Origin of the sequence: Pseudomonas sp. WS 5503, from assembly GCF_012985385.1 — a bacterium.
Taxonomy (GTDB): Bacteria; Pseudomonadota; Gammaproteobacteria; order Pseudomonadales; family Pseudomonadaceae; genus Aquipseudomonas; species Aquipseudomonas paracarnis.
In genome coordinates this window covers 660,792-676,001 of the sequence record NZ_JAAQWI010000001.1, presented here as the reverse complement: position 1 = coordinate 676,001, position 15,210 = coordinate 660,792, and the positions used below count along the sequence as shown (strand labels likewise).

Here is a 15,210-nt window from a genome sequence, read left to right as displayed (position 1 = left end):
AGACCTACATATCACTCAAGCGTATACTTATTCTCAGCCATAAAGGCTGGCTCTTTCCAATTAGGACCTTTTTTAATTCCCCCATCAGAATTATCAATCAGCCCTTCCAGTCTCATGTTATGAACAAGCTTTAATAGCTCAAGATTATTACCAATATTTACCCAGCCATTCCTGTTATATAGTCGATCCAGCATCGGATATGAAATTGACTTATTTCTTACTATAAAAAGAACGACATCTCTTGGGGATTCAGAGTTTACGATATCATTGATGTTGCTCATGTTATTCTCCGTATATTTGTTTGTTTTCTGCGACTATAGCTTCTGGCGTATAGAGTAATTCGTCAGCATCTTTAAGCTTGAAATCCTCTAAAGTCGCGGCATGAGTATTATTCCAAGTGGCGCCATCGTCGTTCGGTTTCACTCCATCCGCTATACCTAGAGCCCTATACCGCTCTAGCTCACGAATCTCATGGGTGTAAAATCGCTTATCGACATCGGTAATGGCCAATTCGCCAGTTAGGATTTTTTCCAGACGGTCAATCATCACAACATTTGCGTCTGATGGGTCGAATCTGCTCGTATGCAGCTTAACGAGGTCAATACCTTCCTGAGTCACCGCTGCGGTTGTCCAGTCTAGACTCTGAATGGGGCCGCCCGCCTTATCAGGATTGTACATCCGACCGCTGTGCTCACCTTTGGTGGTAGCCCCTTCGTACGGACTACTAAATACCGCATAAATCGGCGGTAAACCCGAATCTGCGGGGTAAACGTAAATAGCGTCCCGAATCTCCAACTGGCCGACTACCGGAAACGGCTCAGCTTTGACCTCAATCGGTGTCAGTGTAATCCCGGTATACGCCGGGGTTTCGACAGGCTGCGCAGGCGTCGCCGTCGAGCTATTACCTGGTACTGCGATTGGGAACGTCAGGGTGATCGGTGGTGAGTCAGTTGTAGTGAACGTATAGGCATTGGCCACAGGATCAAGCACTAGCGCTCTTACCGGGACGGTAGGTGCTAACCCTCCAGTGGGCTGGGTGGCCACTACCGAGTATTTGGACTGATCGCCATAAATTCGGTAGGGCACATCCACAGTTCCTCCCGCCGCGGCGATCTCGGCAAGATTTTCGGGAAGATTAGGCGCTAAATCCTTGGCCGGCGTGTTAAGCATGGTCGAAGGTAGCTCACCATTACCCAGTGATGGTGAATAGACCAGCGCGCCAATGCCCACTGCCGTGGCAGCACTTACAACAGTGCCTAAGGCTACCTTTGCAGCCTGAATAGCCGCATCCAGCGTAAGACCTGAACCGGCAGTAATGGCGATAGAGCCAGCCGCAGTACTTAACTGACTCGCACCGTCAGCGGGCAGCCTATACGTATTAGCGGCTTTAAGTGCTGCAGCTTCAGCAGCAATTCTTGCTGCCTCTGCAGCGGCCGCTTCATCAGCAATGCGCTTGGCTTCAGCTTCGGCGGCTAACCTGGCAGCTTCTGCTGCAGCGGCCTCATCAGCGATACGCTTAGCTTCTGCCTCTGCCGCTACTCGCGCCGCTTCAGCAGCGGCTGCCTCATCAGCCACGCGTTTGGCTTCAGCCTCATCTGCAACCCTTGCGGCTTCCGCAGCTGCCGCCTCATCGGCAATACGTTTAGCCTCGGCGTCTGCACGTGCTTGATTAGCCTGTGCCTGAAGGTTCTGCTTCAGGGCATTCAAATAGTCGATCTCGCGGTTGCTATATTTTGCAGCATACGAAGCCTCAAGTGAGGCGTACCATTCTTTATAATTTTTATCCGGAGGGTAATTTGTCTTGCTTCCGCTGATTGCATCTTTAATAAACTGCATCGTCGGATAATAAAAGAAGTCTCCATAGTAGTACTTGTCAGCAATCACTTTTTGAGCAGCAGCAGCCTGTGCTTTTTGAGCAATTAGCGTATCTACCGAACGAATATGCTGTTCGATTTTCTCGACTTCGCTCGCGGGACTGCCTTCATTTTGTTCTATTGCAGTAATGCTTTGTGCAATAGATTCAGGCATCGACTGAAGATTCGCTGCAAAGCTTGCCTCCTGGTCCTTAACATTCTGGGAAATGATGGGAGGGTATGTGTTAAGCACATAAGTACGCGTTGCAACGTTAATGAGCTGTCCGGTGTGACTATGTGAAAAATCACTGTCACCACCACCCCCTCCGAATGTCTGAGGTTCATATTTATTAATAGCATTGATTTCAATTTCTGGCAGATGAATCGTATCGCCATTAGCCATAGTGAATTCTCCTTTTCGCTAGGTACAGCATAAGAGCTTTGTACATCTCAGTAGGATGGACGGATGGTTCTCTCGTTGCCTTACTACTCTCTGATGAACGGCTTCGCCTCTTGGGTTGTCAGTTTTTGAGAAGCTCAACGAACGAGAATCCCCGCCTTCTCCACTTTTCACCATATCGCATTAATACTGTATGGGTATCCAGTATAGAGAGGCAACAAAAATGCACTTATGCATATCGCGACCGACAAACGGTAGTGGTCACTATTCCTTACGATACGGCTCTGAGCTTGACGGTGGGGGGAGCACACCTCTGTGACCGCAACCACTGCCGGTCATTTGCAGATAATGTGAGCCCGTCACAATGGAACGCGAGTCTACGGCGTCGAATGCAAGCCCATTTGCAATTAATGTGAGCCGGAGCCTTTGGCTGGTTGCAGTTAATGTGAGCCAGAAATGCCGCTGAATGCGAGCCCGCGTGTTTTCAAACGCGAGCCGCTACACTTAGGGTTCCGCCCTGACGGCGGCTCACTTTGCAAAAGCCGGGATGCCGGCCCAGGCCAAAGTAAGCAAAACGCTCTTGCCCCACCACTCGGCACCTCGCTTAGGCTCGGTGTGCCCGTAATCCGCCAGTGATTTGGGGGGCCGCCGCCACGCGCCATCCATGGCGCGGGGCGGCTAAACCGGCATCCCTGCCGGTTTATCCCCCAAATCCCTGTCGAATTCCGGCCAGCGTGGTTTGACGGGGCGCTTAAGATCAAAATCAAAAGCAGATCAAAAGCAGATCAAGAGCGACTCGCTTCGCATCGTGGTTACCGTCGGTTGCTACCGCCTATGCAGTGCTGTCGAGCCCCGTGCTGCGATAGGCCCGCATAAACAACTTCACCACGTCCTGCACATGCTCTTCGGCTTCTTGCGCGCTCAATTGTCCGCCGCAGCCATACAACAAGCGGAAGTTCGCCGTGCCCTTGAGCAGGCAAAAGAAGTGCTCCGCGGCTTTGAACGGTGTGTCGATGCTCAGGGCGCCGCCCTGGTGAATCTTGCCGAGCAGGCGCTCCATGCCTTGCAGCATGCGCATGGGGCCGGCGTTGAAGAAGATCTGGGAGAGTTTCACGTCCTGATTGCCGGTGGTCATCATCAGGCGATGCAGGTTTACCGACTCCTCGCTGTTGATCAGCCGATGAAAGCCGCGTGCGATGTTGAGCAACACCGTCTCGACGGGCATGCCTTCGGGAAGCTCGAAGTACATCACCGGCAACTGCTCTTCACATTTGGCCACCACCGCAGCGGTGAACAGCGTCTCCTTGTCGGTGAAGTGGCTGTAAACCGTGAGCTTCGATACGCCGGCCGCCAGGGCAACGGCGTCCATGCTGGTGTTCGCATAACCCTTGTCCAGAAACAGCGATTTCGCCGATTCGAGGATTGCCTGGCGTTTTGCCATGTCCTTGGGACGCCCGGGGCTTGCGGTGTTCAGAGGATTGTCGGACATTTTCACCTTTAATACTGGACTGGTGAGTTTGGTATTAATAACATACCGGCCAGTATAATTATTCCAAGCTCTATTTGCGAAAGGTCCTTCAGCATGCGCAGCGCTTTCCTGCCCCTTGCTTTGCCTGTCAGCCTGGTCTTCCTGTTGGCCGCGTGCGGCCATGAAGAAGCGGCCCAGACCACCGTACGTCCGGCCATGGTGGTGCAACCGCAGCCTTCGGCACAGGCTATGGACAGCTACCCCGGTGAGGTGCGTGCCCGTTATGAGCCGGACCTCGCCTTTCGCATCGGCGGTAAAGTCAGCAAGCGCCTGGTGGAGGAGGGCGAGTGGGTCAAGGCCAACCAGCCGCTGGCCGAACTCGACCCCCAGGACGTGCGCCTGCAACTGGAAGCGACCCGCGCTCAAGTAGCCGCTGCAGAGGCCAATCTCAGCCTGGTGCGTGCGGAACGAGATCGCTACAAGACCTTGATGGACCGGCAGATGGTCAGTCGGTCGCAGTACGACAATTCCGAAAACCTCTACCGAGCCGGTGAAGCGCGCCTCAAGCAGATCAAGGCCGAGTTCGATGTGTCCAGCAACCAGGCCGGCTACGCCGTGCTGCGTGCGCCCCAGGATGGTGTGGTCGCCAAGCGTGCCGTCGAAGTGGGGCAAGTGGTTTCCGCTGGCCAGACCGTGTTCACCGTGGCCACCGATGGCGAGCGTGAAGTGTTGATCAGCCTGCCTGAACAGGGCTTTGGCCGCTTCAAGGTCGGCCAGCCAGTGTCGGTGGAGTTATGGAGCCAGCCAGAGCAACGTTTTGCCGGGCGCATTCGTGAGCTGTCTCCCGCGGCCGACCCCAAATCCCGCACTTTCGCCGCGCGTGTGGCCTTCACCGGCGGCAAAGTGCCCGCCGAACTGGGCCAAAGTGCGCGGGTTTTCATCCAGGCCGACGGTGTCATTGCGCTGTCGGTACCCTTGTCTGCCCTGAGTGCCGAAAACGGCGCGTCCTACGTCTGGCGCGTACAACCGGACAACACCCTTGAACGCACTCCCGTGCGCATGGGTGCCTTTGGCGAAAACACGGTACCGATACTGGAAGGATTGGCCGCCACCGATTGGGTGGTTGCCGCAGGCGTGCATGTACTCCATGAGGGCCAATTAGTGCGCCCGGTGGATCGCTCCAACCGTGTGGTTAATCTGGCGGCCAAGGAGTAGTCCCCATGGGTTTCAATCTTTCCGAATGGGCGTTGCGTAATCGCCAGATCGTACTGTTCCTGATGATCCTGCTGGCCGTGGTTGGCACCTTGTCCTACACCAAGCTGGGGCAAAGCGAAGACCCGCCCTTTACCTTCAAGGCCATGGTGATCAAGACCAACTGGCCCGGGGCCACGGCCCAGGAGGTATCGCGCCAGGTCACCGAGCGAATCGAGAAAAAACTCATGGAGACCGGTGAGTACGAACGCATCGTGTCGTTCTCCCGCCCCGGTGAATCCCAGGTCACCTTTATTGCCCGTGATTCGATGCGTTCGGCGCAGATTCCCGAGTTGTGGTATCAGGTGCGCAAGAAAATCAGCGACATCCGCCACACCTTGCCGCCGGATATCCAGGGGCCGTTTTTCAACGATGAGTTCGGCACCACGTTCGGCAATATCTACGCCCTGACCGGCGACGGATTCGACTATGCCGTGCTCAAGGACTACGCCGATCGCATCCAGATCCAGCTGCAACGTGTCCCGGATGTGGGCAAGGTCGAGTTGCTCGGCTTGCAGGACGAGAAGATCTGGATCGAGCTGTCCAACCTCAAGCTCGCTACCCTCGGCTTGCCTTTGGCTGCGGTACAGCAGGCGTTGCAGGAACAAAATGCGGTGTCCACCGCCGGCTTCTTTGAAACCCCTACCGAGCGCGTGCAATTGCGCGTTTCTGGCAACTTCAAGACGGTGGAAGAGATCCGCAACTTTCCGATACGCGTGGGGGATCGCACTTTCCGCATCGGTGACGTGGCTGACATCCATCGAGGTTTCAACGACCCACCGGCACCGCGCATGCGCTACATGGGCGCAGATGCCATCGGCCTGGCCGTGGCCATGCGCGACGGTGGCGACATCCTCGTATTGGGCAAGGCCCTTGAAGCGCAATTCGCACGCCTGCAAAAGAACCTTCCGGCAGGGATGGAGCTGCGCAAAGTGTCGGACCAACCAGCAGCGGTAAAGACTAGCGTCGGCGAGTTTGTCCAGGTACTGGCTGAAGCGTTGGCGATTGTTTTGCTGGTGAGCTTTTTCTCCCTCGGTGTGCGCACCGGCATGGTCGTTGCCCTGACGATTCCGCTGGTACTGGCGATGACCTTTGCCAGCATGTATTACCTGGGCATCGGCCTGCACAAGATTTCCCTTGGCGCCTTGGTCCTGGCACTGGGCTTGTTGGTAGATGACGCGATCATCGCCGTGGAAATGATGGCGATCAAAATGGAGCAGGGCTACGACCGGCTCAAGGCTGCGAGTTTCGCCTGGACCAGTACCGCGTTCCCTATGCTCACCGGCACCCTGATCACGGCGGCGGGCTTCTTGCCGATTGCCACCGCGCAATCGAGCACCGGGGAATACACCCGCTCGATCTTCCAGGTGGTGACCATCGCACTGCTGGCCTCCTGGGTGGCAGCCGTGGTGTTTGTGCCGTACCTGGGGGAAAAACTCCTGCCCGACCTGGCGAAGATTCACGCTGCCAAACACGGTACCGACGGCCCGGACCCTTACGGCACACCCTTCTATCAGCGTGTAAGACGTCTGGTGGAGTGGTGCGTGCAACGGCGTAAAACCGTGATCGTGCTGACCTTGCTGCTGTTTATCGGCTCGGTTGCACTGTTCCGCTTCGTGCCGCAACAGTTCTTCCCGGCTTCCGGTCGCCTGGAGTTGATGGTCGACCTGAAACTGGCCGAGGGCGCTTCGCTCAGCAACACCGCCGAACAGGTCAAACGCCTGGAGGCGTTGCTCAAGGAGCATGCCGGCATCAACAACTATGTCGCCTACGCGGGCACCGGTTCGCCGCGGTTTTACCTGCCACTGGACCAGCAATTGCCCGCTGCCAGCTTCGCCCAGTTTGTGGTGCTGGCTAACACCATCGAGGAGCGAGAAAGCCTGCGCACCTGGCTGATCGAAACCCTCAACGAGCAATTTCCCGAACTGCGTTCGCGTGTCACACGGCTGGAGAACGGCCCGCCCGTAGGCTACCCGGTGCAGTTTCGCGTGACCGGCGAGCACATCGAAGAGGTGCGCGCGCTGGCGCGCAAAGTGGCGGCGAAGGTTCGCGAAAATACCCATGTGGTCAATGTGCACTTGGACTGGGAAGAGCCAAGCAAAATCGTGTACCTGAATATCGACCAGGACCGTGCCCGCGCCCTCGGCGTGAGCACCGCCAACCTGGCGAAATTCCTGCAGAGTTCCCTGACCGGCTCCAGCGTCAGCCAGTACCGTGAGGACAACGAATTGATCGAGATCCTCCTGCGCGGCACGGTGCATGAGCGTAGCGAACTGTCGCGCCTGCCGAGCCTTGCCGTGCCCACCGACAATGGTAAAAGCGTGGCGCTGTCGCAAATTGCCACCCTCGAATATGGCTTCGAAGAGGGCATCATCTGGCATCGCAACCGCTTGCCCACGGTGACTGTGCGGGCCGATATCTATGGCAAGGAACAGCCGGCGACCCTCGTGCAGCAGATCTTGCCGACGCTCGCCGATGTACGTGCCGAACTGCCGGACGGTTACTTGCTGGAAGTGGGCGGCACGGTTGAAGATTCAGCGCGTGGGCAAAACTCGGTGAAGGCCGGCGTACCGCTGTTTATCGTGGTGGTGCTGACCTTGCTGATGCTGCAACTGCGCAGCTTTTCGCGCACGGCGATGGTCTTTCTCACCGCACCGTTGGGGCTGATCGGCGTGACCCTGTTCCTGCTGGTATTCCACCAACCCTTCGGCTTCGTCGCCATGCTTGGCACCATCGCGCTGTCGGGAATGATCATGCGTAACTCGGTGATTTTGGTGGACCAGATCGAGCAAGACATCAAGGCCGGCCTGGCACCTTGGCAGGCGATTATCGAAGCTACGGTCCGACGCTTTCGCCCGATTGTTCTGACGGCACTGGCGGCGGTGCTGGCGATGATTCCACTGTCGCGCAGTGTGTTCTTCGGGCCGATGGCCGTGGCGATCATGGGAGGGTTGATCGTGGCTACGGCATTGACCTTGCTCTTTCTCCCGGCGCTTTATGCCGCGTGGTTTCGCGTCAAAAAGGACGCTGGATAATCAGGCTGTCATCTCGGTTGTCGGGGCGTAGAGAGTACGCGCCCCGTCACCGTGGGCATGCGGCAGAATGAGCAATTTTCCTATGTGAGAGATAGGAAGCTCACTACACGGGCCTAGGAACCTTTCCTTATTGATTGCCACTCAATGTTACCTGGTTGGCAGGTACCTACTGCTCTTGCTCGTCGGCAGAAACAGTAGTGATTGGAATGAATTTAAGGAGTTCGCCATGTGTATAGCTAGTTTGAAGGCTTTTCTGCGTCCGCCCAGCAGGCCAAAACCTCCTGAAAAGTGTAAACCCAGCCCTCCTGAACGTTGTAAGCCCAAGCGCCCTGGGTATTGCAAACCCAAGCCCCTTGAGAGTTTCAGACCCAAACCTCCTGAGGAATGCAGACCCAAGCCTCCTGAGGAATGCAAACCCAAACCTCCTGAAGAGTGCAATCCCGAGCCCCCTCCGAAGTGTTGCTACATAAAAACCGTTGAGCTGACGATTGTCATGAAGGCGGCCATAAATTACTGACTTTGAGGCTCTTTTTTGCGCAAACGCCTCGAGAATACGAGGCGCTTGTGGGGGGGCAGGGCAGATCGGCAGGTTTTACAGCGCGCCAAACACCTTCTTGGCCAAGCTGGTAGCCGCAGCCGCTGGATTCTTGCGAATCGTTTCTTCCTGCTGCGCAATCATCTTGAACAAACCATCCAGGGCCTGCTCGGTCACGTAGTTCTCAACGTTGGCGCTCTTGGCGTCCACCGCGCCAAAGGCCGCGGCCTTGCCGGCGAGGGCGTTGTACTGCTGGGCCACGCCGACTTTGTCGGTGGCGGCCTTGACGATAGGCAGGAACTTGGCGCGAATCTCTTCACGGCTGCTTTTGTTCAGGTACTGGGTGGCGGAGTCCTGGCCACCGCTGAGAATGCCCTTGGCGTCGGTCACGCTCATGTTCTTCACAGCGTTGACCAGGATCGGCTGGGCCTGGGTCACGGCGGTTTCCGCCGCCTTGTTCATGCTGGTTTCCAGCTGCGTGACCTGGTCACCCATGCCGAACATTTTCAACTTGTCGGCGACTTTGCCGAGTTTGCCCGGCAGGCCGATCTTCACGTCCGGGTTGTTGCTGAAACCACCGGGCGTCCCGAGCTGTTTCACAGCAATCTGTGCACCTTGGGTCAAGGCATCCTTGAGGCCGCCGCTGGCGTCACCCTGGGACAGGCTGCCGAGATCCAGGGCCATGGCGTTGGCGCCGAATAGCAAGCCAGCACACAGGGCGGTGAGGCGAAGAGATTTGCGGAGCATGGGCGCTTCCTTATGAAGTGGGAATGATCAGTGTGCAGCCGCATCCACGCGCAGGCGCAGCGGTTGTGGGTCCTGGCCGTTGAGCTGCACGGTGTGCCGCTCGGTGGTGATAAACAGTAGCTTGCCGTCCAGCTCGATGCGAGCGCTGACCGAGTATGTGTGGCCTGGCTTAACCTGGGCCGGGTCATAGCTCAGGTGAAACGGCAGCGGCACCTGGCCTTTGACCGGGCCTTTCTGTTCGGCGAGGGTCACGGCCGGGGCGTCCATCAAGGACACGTCCTGCAGGCTGACACTCAAGGTGGCGGCTGGCGGCAGGGCGATACGTTGCAGGTAGAACACTTCGCCGTCGAGGCTGGCCTTCGGGGTTGGGGTCATCGAGTGGCAGGCTCCGAGCAGGGCGGTCAGGCCCAGGAGGATGAGTTTTTTCAAGGTGCGGCTCCTTTTCAACGGCGCCGGAATCCGCCCGGCGCCTCATTCAGTCTAGCGCTGTGCTTCAGGGTTGACGGCAACCGGTTCGGCCGCAGCCTCGGCTGCGCCGTCCACGCGGTGCAAGGCAACCTGGCGGATCGACAGGCGAATATCCGCCGGCAGTACGCGTTTGGCGGCGCCTTCGGCCAGTTCGCCGAGCAGGTCGTGATAGCCCAGCTTGCCGGCTTCATCGCGGCGCAGCACATCTTGCTCCAGCAACGTCTGGATAAAATGTCGGAAAAGACTCTTGTCGAAGAATTCCGGGGCATTGAGGCCGTGCAGGATCGACAGGCGCTGGGCCATGATCGTGCACAGGTCTTCCAGCTCTTCGGCGCTGATGCTGTTCTGGCCGCTGTTGAGCAGTAACGAGATCGCCATGTAGAAACGTTGCAGGGTCTGGGCGATGCTCTTGGACAGCAGCGTCAGCAGCACAAAGTGCCGCGAACTCGGCGCCGGGCGCAGGTATACGGCGTTTTCGAAACGCAGCAGGCCTTGTTCGACAAACGCGTCCAGCCACTGGTCGACCACGCTGTCCAGGTCCTCCAGCGACCAACGGATAAACAGCTCTGATTGCAGGTACGGGTAGAGCGCGTGGGTGTAGCGCAGGATCTGTTCGCGGGTCATGCGCGAACTGCTCTGGAAGAAGCTCGCCAGCAACGCTGGCAGGGCGAAGATGTGCAGCACATTGTTGCGGTAGTAGGTCATCAGGACGGCATTCTGCTCATCCAGATAAACGATTTTGCCCAGGGCGTCGCTCTGTTCGGACAACAGGTTCATGTCCTTGACGTGCTTGATCAGCGCCAGGCCATCGCCCTCCGGCAAAGTGGTATGGGGCGAGTAGGGCACACGACGCAACAACGCCAGGTACAGGTCCAGTTGGCGGGCCATGGCCTGTTCATCCAGGGCCAGGCGGGTGGTGGACAGCAGGGCCAGCGCCACCAGGTTCACCGGGTTCACCGCAGCGGCTTCGTTCAAATGACGCGCCACCTGTTCGCCGAGGCGATTGGTGGTTTCGTTGAGCCAGGCCGGTTTGTAGTTCGGCCCCAGTTCCTGGGCGCGCCAGTCCGGTTGCTCGGCGTCGAGGAACTCCGCCAGCTTGATCGGCTCGCCGAAGTTGACCGCCACTTGGCCGAAGCGCTGCTTGAGCGCGCCGACCACTTTGAAAATATCGAAGATCGACTCTTTCTTCTTGCTCGCGCCACGCAGTTCGCCCAGGTAAGTGCGGCCTTCGAGCACGCGCTCATAGCCGATATACACCGGCACGAACACGATGGGCATGCGCGAGGAACGCAGGAAGCTGCGCAAGGTGATCGCCAGCATGCCGGTTTTCGGTTGCAGCATGCGCCCGGTGCGCGAGCGGCCGCCTTCGACGAAGTATTCCACCGGGAAACCCTTGGTAAACAGGGTGTGCAGGTATTCGTTGAACACCGAGGTGTACAAAGGGTTGCCCTTGAAGGTGCGGCGCATGAAAAACGCACCGCCACGGCGCAGCAGGCTGCCGATCACCGGCATGTTGAGGTTGATGCCGGCGGCGATGTGCGGTGGGGTCAGGCCGTTCTTGAACAGCAGGTAGGACAGCAGCAGATAGTCGATGTGGCTGCGGTGGCAAGGCACGTAGATCACCTCGTAGCCTTGGGCCACCTTTTGCACGCCCTCGATGTTATTGACCTTGATACCGTCGTAGATCTTGTTCCAGAACCAGCTCAATACCACTTCCAGGAAGCGGATCGCGGTGTAGGTGTAATCCGAGGCAATCTCGTTGCCATAGCGCAGGGCCAGGGCCTTGGCTTTTTCCGGGGCGATCTTTTCGCGTTCGGCTTCATCCGCAATGGCTTGGCGTACCAGCGGCATATTGACCAGGCCCTTGACCAGATTACGGCGGTGGGACAGGTCGGGGCCGATCACTGCCGTCTTCAGGTTACGGAAGTGCACACGCAGGATGCGCTGGGCCATGCGTACGGTGCGTTCGTGACCTTTATTGTGCTCGATCAATTCACGCAGGTTGATAGGCGCGGAGAATTGCACGCGAGTCTTGCGCCCCAGGATCAGGATGCTCAACAACCGGCGTAGACGCCCGGTGACCGCCCAGCTGTCGGCGAACAACAGCTTCCACGGGCTGGACTCGCTTTCGGGGGATTGGCCCCAGAACACACTGACCGGAATGATTTGTGCATTCTCTTCGGCGTGGTCGGTGAGGGTGTTGACCAAGCGCGTCAGGGTGGGCGGCGCACCGCGCTTGTCCTGGCGGCCGAGCCAATCCGGATCCGGCGTGAGGTAGAAGAACGCCGCAGGCTCCATCAACGGCCCCACCGACACCGGCAGCACCGGACGTGGCAGGCCAGCCTTGGTGCACTCGGCATCGACCACCGCCAACTCGGTCAGGGAGGGTGATTGCAGGACGTAGAAAACCGGCCGGCTGCGGTCCAGGTTGAGGGTTAGGGACGACTGGTTGATCGTCTCTGAGCGAACCCAGAGGTACAACAGTCGGCGCAAGGTGCCAAACACCAGACGGCGGAACGGGGAGCGGGTCATAGGCGAGCTGCTTCAAGTGGAAAAAACCGAGCAGGCGCTCGGGCGGGTAGTGTGCCGTATTCGCCGAAAATCGGCAAAAAAGCAGCGATGTAAAGTTGAGTTGATGGTTTTTGAGCCTGTCTTATACTCGGCAGTTCAATGCGAGCGACTCAACAATAAAAAACCAGTGGGAGTGAACAGATGTCAACGCGCGAAACCGGCAATGTGAAGTGGTTCAACGATGCAAAGGGCTACGGCTTTATCCAGCGTGAAGATGGCAAGGATGTGTTTGTGCACTACCGCGCCATTCGCGGTGAAGGCCACCGCTCGTTGGCAGAAGGCCAGCAGGTGGAATACGCCGTGGTGACGGGCGAGAAGGGCTTGCAGGCGGAGGATGTGGTGGGCCTGTAGCAACGTTGTTTGATCGTTCCCACGCTCTGCGTGGGAACGCCTCTTGTGACGCTCCGCGTCACGCTTTGGGACGCAGAGCGTCCCAGGCTACTTTCCCACGCAGAGCGTGGGAACGATCTTCAGGCGGTCTTCCAGGTGATCTGTTCTTCACCGTCTTCGCTGATGCGAATCCAGGTGTCGGCACTTTCCTCACCTTCTTCCTCAACCCAGGTGCCCGGCGCGCAACGCACTTCGACGTTCAGCGCGGCAAACGCGGCGCGGGCGCAGGCAATGTCGTCGTCCCATGGGGTCTGGTCGCTTTCCAGGTACAGGCTGTTCCATTTGCCCACCGCCTTGGGCAGCCAGGTCACCGGCACGCTGCCGGCCTTGCACTTGTAGGTCTGGCCTTTCTGGACCCAGTCGGTACACGGGCCGAGTGCGGCGCCCAGCCAGGCAGCGATGGCCTTGTGATCGACGTCGGCGTCCTTCAGGTAAATCTCAATATCGGGTTGGCGCATGGATGTTCCTCGTTGCGGGATTCGAAAATCCATTCGCGGATGGGTGAACGTCAGTCATTGAAGCACGAAATAATCGTAACGCATCGACACCGTGACCTGCAGCGGCTCGGCCGCCTCGATCACCTCGTGGCGGCGCTCGGCACTGGCCCGCCAGCCGTGGGGCGTCATCGCCAGCAGGTTGGCGCGGTCCTGGGCTTCGGCCAGGCTCAGGGTGAATTCCAGGGTTTCACTGTGAGCAAGGCTCATACCGTCCGGCACCAGGGCCAGGTGTTTGTCGTCGGTGTACTCGCGTACCTCGTCGTAAAGACGCTCGCGCAGTTCCATCAAGTGGCCGCTGGTCGGGCCGACCTTCATCAAACCGCCGCCGGGACTGAGCAGGCGCTTGGCCTCTTGCCAGTCCAACGGGCTGAACACGCTGGCGAGGAACTGGCAGCTGGCATCGGCCAATGGCACGCGGGCCATGCTGGCGATCAACCAGGTCAGCGCCGGGTTGCGTTTGCACGCGCGCTTGACCGCTTCCTTGGAGATATCCAGGGCATAGCCATCGGCGTGGGGTAGGGCCTGGGCAATTTGCGCGGTGTAGTAACCCTCGCCACACCCAATGTCGACCCAGCGCTGCGGTGCACGCTCGACGGCCAGTTCGGCCAGGCGCTTGGCCACTGGCGCATAGTGGCCAGCGTTGAGGAAGTCGCGGCGCGCCTCGACCATGGCCAGGTTGTCGCCTGGGTCGCGGCTGTTCTTGTGCTGCACCGGCAACAGGTTCAAATAACCCTGGCGCGCGCGGTCGAAGCGGTGCCCGGCCGGGCACGCCACGCCATTGTCCACGGTATTGAGCGGTGCACTGCAAATGGGGCAGGCAAGCATCAGGCGAGCAACTTGATCAGGGTCTGGTAATAGATTTCGGTCAGCACGTCGAGGTCGCTGGCCAGGATGCGTTCGTTGACCTGGTGGATCGTCGCGTTCACCGGGCCCAGTTCGACCACCTGGGTGCCCAACGTTGCAATGAAGCGCCCATCGGAGGTGCCGCCACTGGTGGACGCCTGGGTCTCGCGCCCGGTGATCGCCAGGATGCTGGCCGACACTGCATCCAACAGAGCGCCTGGCTCGGTGAGGAACGGCAGGCCCGACAGCGCCCACTCCACGTGCCAGTCCAGGCCATGTTTGTCGAGAATGGCCGCGACGCGTTGTTGCAGGCCCTCGACGGTGGATTCGGTGGAAAAACGGAAGTTGAACACCGCCGTCAGGTCACCCGGGATCACATTGGTGGCGCCAGTACCGGAGTTGAGGTTGGAAATCTGGAAACTGGTTGGCGGGAAGAACGCGTTGCCGTCATCCCAATGCTCGGCAGCGAGTTCGGCCAGGGCCGGTGCGGACAGGTGGATCGGGTTCTTTGCCAGATGCGGGTAAGCCACATGGCCCTGTACACCGCGCACGGTCAAGGTGGCGCCAAGGGAGCCTCGGCGGCCGTTCTTGACCACGTCGCCCACCAGGCTGGTGCTCGACGGTTCGCCGACGATGCACCAGTCCAGGCGCTCGTTGCGTGCGGCCAGGCGTTCGATCACGGCCTTGGTGCCGTGGTGCGCCGGGCCTTCTTCGTCGCTGGTGATCAGGAAGGCGACCGAACCCTTGTGGTCCGGGTAGTCGCTGACGAAACGTTCCGCCGCCACCAGCATCGCCGCCAGGCTGCCTTTCATGTCCGCCGCCCCACGGCCGCAGAGCATGCCGTTGTCATCGATCAACGCGTCGAACGGGTCGTTCTGCCAGGCCTTTACCGGGCCGGTCGGCACCACGTCGGTGTGACCGGCAAAACACAGCACCGGGCCTTCGTGCTTGCCGTGGGTGGCCCAGAAGTTGTCCACATCTTCGATGCGCATCGGTTCAAGCGCAAAACCGGCGTCGCCCAGGCGCTGCATCATCAGCTTCTGGCAATCGGCATCGATCGGCGTGACCGACGGGCGACGGATCAGGTCGATGGCAAGTTGAAGGGTCGGCGAAAGGTCGGCATGGGCCGTCATGGGGGGAACTCCGGAAATC

The 15,210-nt window shown here is 58.8% G+C and carries 12 protein-coding genes; 3 read left to right on the top strand and 9 right to left on the bottom strand.

What is annotated here, in order from left to right; genetic code table 11:
• Window positions 1-11: 11 nt before the first annotated feature.
• From HBO10_RS03285 to HBO10_RS03275, 3 genes are all read right to left on the bottom strand, one after another.
• Window positions 12-281 carry a hypothetical protein gene (locus HBO10_RS03285; RefSeq protein WP_034126525.1) on the bottom strand — a complete coding sequence of 90 codons (270 nt, stop codon included), beginning with the start codon at window positions 279-281 and terminating at the stop codon, window positions 12-14.
• Window position 282: 1 nt separating this feature from the next.
• The gene (locus HBO10_RS03280; protein WP_169921926.1) at window positions 283-2,256 is read right to left on the bottom strand and encodes an S-type pyocin domain-containing protein; all 1,974 of its coding nucleotides are present in this window, start codon (window positions 2,254-2,256) and stop codon (window positions 283-285) included.
• A gap of 829 nt (window positions 2,257-3,085) precedes the next feature.
• Complete coding sequence (locus HBO10_RS03275) at window positions 3,086-3,742, bottom strand: TetR/AcrR family transcriptional regulator (protein ID WP_034126815.1); 657 nt, start codon at window positions 3,740-3,742, stop codon at window positions 3,086-3,088.
• 93 nt (window positions 3,743-3,835) lie between these two features.
• On the opposite strand from HBO10_RS03275, the gene HBO10_RS03270 reads away from it, so the two are divergent.
• Both HBO10_RS03270 and HBO10_RS03265 read left to right on the top strand, forming a co-directional pair.
• A complete protein-coding gene (locus HBO10_RS03270) occupies window positions 3,836-4,936 on the top strand; it encodes an efflux RND transporter periplasmic adaptor subunit (protein ID WP_034126816.1) in 1,101 nt (366 codons plus the stop codon).
• Window positions 4,937-4,941: 5 nt separating this feature from the next.
• Window positions 4,942-8,007, top strand: coding sequence for an efflux RND transporter permease subunit (locus HBO10_RS03265; RefSeq protein ID WP_034126817.1), 3,066 nt, complete (start codon window positions 4,942-4,944; stop codon window positions 8,005-8,007).
• Window positions 8,008-8,599: 592 nt separating this feature from the next.
• Here the strand turns inward: HBO10_RS03265 and HBO10_RS03260 are convergent.
• From HBO10_RS03260 to plsB, 3 genes are read right to left on the bottom strand one after another with little or no spacing between them, the layout of a single operon-like run.
• Window positions 8,600-9,289 carry a DUF4197 domain-containing protein gene (locus HBO10_RS03260; RefSeq protein ID WP_003189124.1) on the bottom strand — a complete coding sequence of 230 codons (690 nt, stop codon included), beginning with the start codon at window positions 9,287-9,289 and terminating at the stop codon, window positions 8,600-8,602.
• A gap of 27 nt (window positions 9,290-9,316) precedes the next feature.
• The gene (locus HBO10_RS03255; RefSeq protein WP_014717218.1) at window positions 9,317-9,718 is read right to left on the bottom strand and encodes a YbaY family lipoprotein; all 402 of its coding nucleotides are present in this window, start codon (window positions 9,716-9,718) and stop codon (window positions 9,317-9,319) included.
• Between the two features lie 51 nt (window positions 9,719-9,769).
• Complete coding sequence (plsB, locus tag HBO10_RS03250; RefSeq protein WP_034126818.1) at window positions 9,770-12,289, bottom strand: glycerol-3-phosphate 1-O-acyltransferase PlsB; 2,520 nt, start codon at window positions 12,287-12,289, stop codon at window positions 9,770-9,772.
• 180 nt (window positions 12,290-12,469) lie between these two features.
• Here plsB and HBO10_RS03245 point away from each other — a divergent pair, with 180 nt between their 5' ends.
• Window positions 12,470-12,679 carry a cold-shock protein gene (locus HBO10_RS03245; protein WP_034126819.1) on the top strand — a complete coding sequence of 70 codons (210 nt, stop codon included), beginning with the start codon at window positions 12,470-12,472 and terminating at the stop codon, window positions 12,677-12,679.
• Between the two features lie 119 nt (window positions 12,680-12,798).
• Here the strand turns inward: HBO10_RS03245 and HBO10_RS03240 are convergent, their stop codons facing one another.
• The 3 genes from HBO10_RS03240 to dapE are packed head-to-tail and all read right to left on the bottom strand — an operon-like array spanning window position 12,799 to window position 15,191.
• Window positions 12,799-13,176: a hypothetical protein gene (locus HBO10_RS03240; protein WP_034126820.1), complete on the bottom strand. Its 378-nt coding sequence runs from the start codon at window positions 13,174-13,176 to the stop codon at window positions 12,799-12,801.
• Window positions 13,177-13,230: 54 nt separating this feature from the next.
• Entirely contained in the window at window positions 13,231-14,040 is an 810-nt protein-coding gene (locus HBO10_RS03235; protein ID WP_034126821.1) for a putative RNA methyltransferase, read from the bottom strand.
• Window positions 14,040-15,191 carry a succinyl-diaminopimelate desuccinylase gene (gene dapE / locus HBO10_RS03230; RefSeq protein WP_034126822.1) on the bottom strand — a complete coding sequence of 384 codons (1,152 nt, stop codon included), beginning with the start codon at window positions 15,189-15,191 and terminating at the stop codon, window positions 14,040-14,042. Before dapE ends, HBO10_RS03235 begins: the two co-directional genes overlap by 1 nt.
• Window positions 15,192-15,210: the final 19 nt, after the last annotated feature.

Coding starts and splice junctions, on each gene's coding strand:
- HBO10_RS03260 (WP_003189124.1), bottom strand. CDS start 9,289: ATGCTCCGCAAATCTCTTCGCCTCACCGCCCTGTGTGCTGGCTTGCTA.
- plsB (WP_034126818.1), bottom strand. CDS start 12,289: ATGACCCGCTCCCCGTTCCGCCGTCTGGTGTTTGGCACCTTGCGCCGA.
- HBO10_RS03240 (WP_034126820.1), bottom strand. CDS start 13,176: ATGCGCCAACCCGATATTGAGATTTACCTGAAGGACGCCGACGTCGAT.
- HBO10_RS03245 (WP_034126819.1), top strand. CDS start 12,470: ATGTCAACGCGCGAAACCGGCAATGTGAAGTGGTTCAACGATGCAAAG.
- HBO10_RS03275 (WP_034126815.1), bottom strand. CDS start 3,742: ATGTCCGACAATCCTCTGAACACCGCAAGCCCCGGGCGTCCCAAGGAC.
- HBO10_RS03280 (WP_169921926.1), bottom strand. CDS start 2,256: ATGGCTAATGGCGATACGATTCATCTGCCAGAAATTGAAATCAATGCT.
- HBO10_RS03235 (WP_034126821.1), bottom strand. CDS start 14,040: ATGCTTGCCTGCCCCATTTGCAGTGCACCGCTCAATACCGTGGACAAT.
- HBO10_RS03270 (WP_034126816.1), top strand. CDS start 3,836: ATGCGCAGCGCTTTCCTGCCCCTTGCTTTGCCTGTCAGCCTGGTCTTC.
- HBO10_RS03265 (WP_034126817.1), top strand. CDS start 4,942: ATGGGTTTCAATCTTTCCGAATGGGCGTTGCGTAATCGCCAGATCGTA.
- HBO10_RS03285 (WP_034126525.1), bottom strand. CDS start 281: ATGAGCAACATCAATGATATCGTAAACTCTGAATCCCCAAGAGATGTC.
- dapE (WP_034126822.1), bottom strand. CDS start 15,191: ATGACGGCCCATGCCGACCTTTCGCCGACCCTTCAACTTGCCATCGAC.